General features: G+C 70.5%; 1 protein-coding gene. It reads right to left on the reverse strand.

Annotated features, from left to right (window positions below; all coding sequences use genetic code 11):
* Positions 1-158: 158 nt before the first annotated feature.
* Positions 159-1,828 (reverse strand): outer membrane protein assembly factor BamB family protein (locus CCN44_RS18845; RefSeq protein ID WP_244203937.1); only part of this gene is annotated, 1,670 nt, incomplete at its 5' end.

Genomic DNA, 1,828 nt, shown 5'->3' on the forward strand with positions numbered 1-1,828 from the left:
CCCCGGCACCCCCGCCCTGTATGCCCCCGGAAGCTACACGCTTGTTCGACGTCGCGCTGCCCCTCTTCATGAGAAGTGCCCCGGATCGATGAAATCCGGGGCACTTCTCGGCAAGTCACCCATTCGGGCGAAGCCGGCGCGGGTGGCGACGGGGGCGGTCAGCCGTCCGTGCCGAAGGCCATCACCAGGTACTCCTTGCCGTACGACGAGCTGCTCTTGTGCGCGTACACGGCCGACATGTACAGGCGGCCCTTGGCGAAGAGGAGTTCCGCGTAGTCCGGCAGCAGGCTGGTCTCGGCCTGGCGCACGCTCCGCTCGGCGGGGTTCTCCAGCAGCTTGGTCGCCTTGAAGCTGCCGCCGTCGATGCTGACGACCTGGCCGCCCTTGTCGTAGGGCGGCGCGTTGTAGGCGAGGAGGTTGCCGCCGTCCATGCGCAGCGGGGAGAGCGTGTAGCCGTCGCCGGCCTCGGCGCGCTGGCCGGTCGGCTTTCCGGTCTTCAGGTCGAAGGAGACGATCTCGTTGGTCCTGCTGAAATCGCCCTTGCCGTCGTGCGGCTCGGTCATCAGGTACAGCCTGCCGTTGCCGGCGACGACCTGTCGGCAGCCCTCGATGCGCGTGATGCCGTCGCAGCGGCCCCCGTAGGTGTCGCCGGGCGCGGGGATGCGGGCGAGCAGCTTGCCGGTCGCGGCGTCGATGGAGAAGTAGTCCGAGATGCCGCTGCCGTCGCCCGCGGCGTCGCCGACGTCGGCGGCGATCACCAGCGGGTCGGTGGAGACGACGGCCGCGTACTCGACGCCGTCGGGCATCTTGTACTCGGAGATCACCTTCCCGCTCTTCGGGTCGATGGTCTGGATGCTCAGCTTCCGGTCGCCGTACTCACCGCACTTGCGCACCGCGACCAGCCGGGAGCCGCCGCCGTACCCCGCGTCGTAGCAGGTGTCGTCCGGCTTGGGCTGCCACAGCGCCTTGCCGGAGTCGATGTCGAACGCGGCGCCGCCGTCGGAGCTGCCGACCGCGACCGTCTGCTGAGCGACCGTCACATTCTGGAAGGTGATCGGGTAGTCACCGGAGTTGATCGACTTCGTCCACAGCTTCTTCCCTGCGGTGAGGTCGATCGCCGCGATCTGGCTACAGCCCGCGGAGGAGTTCTTGGCGGGCATCTTCGGCTGGAAGGTGATCGCGGTCCGGCCGTCCGCGGTGACGTGGCCGCTGGCCGCGCAGATCGGTCCGGGCAGCTTGAGCGTCCACAGCTCGGTGCCCTTGGCCGGGTCGTAGCCGACGATCTCCGCGATGCCGCTCTTGGCGTACACCGTGTCCGTCAGCCACGAGCCCGAGGTGACGACGGTGTCGTCCGTCTGGGGCAGCGGCACCTGGAAGAGCACCTTGGCGGCCGGGTCGGACGGCACCTTCTCCTTGCCGCCACCGCCCCCGGAGCCGCCGGAGCCCTTGCCGTTCGAGCCGCCGGTGCCGCCGCTGGAGGAGGCGGTGTCGTTCTTCTTGTCGTCGTCGCCGGAGGACTTGGCGTACCAGATGCCGCCGCCGACGATCAGCGCGATGGCGACGACCGCCGCGACGACGATGAACAGCGTGCTGTTGTTCCGCCCGCCGCCGCCCGGCGCCGGCTGGGGCTGCATCGGCACGGTCGGCGGCTGCCCCTGGCCCGGATAGCCGTACCCCGGCTGCACGGCCTGCATGGGCTGCGTGGGCTGGGCGTACGGGTTGTGCGGCTGGGCGCCGTACCCGGGAGCGGGAGGCTGCGGGGCGGGGTGGGCCGGCGGCTGCTGCGCGTACGGGTTCTGCTGCGCGCCCGGGTAGCCGTACCCGGGCT

Origin of the sequence: Streptomyces tricolor (assembly GCF_002155905.1) — a bacterium.
Classification (GTDB): domain Bacteria; phylum Actinomycetota; class Actinomycetes; order Streptomycetales; family Streptomycetaceae; genus Streptomyces; species Streptomyces tricolor.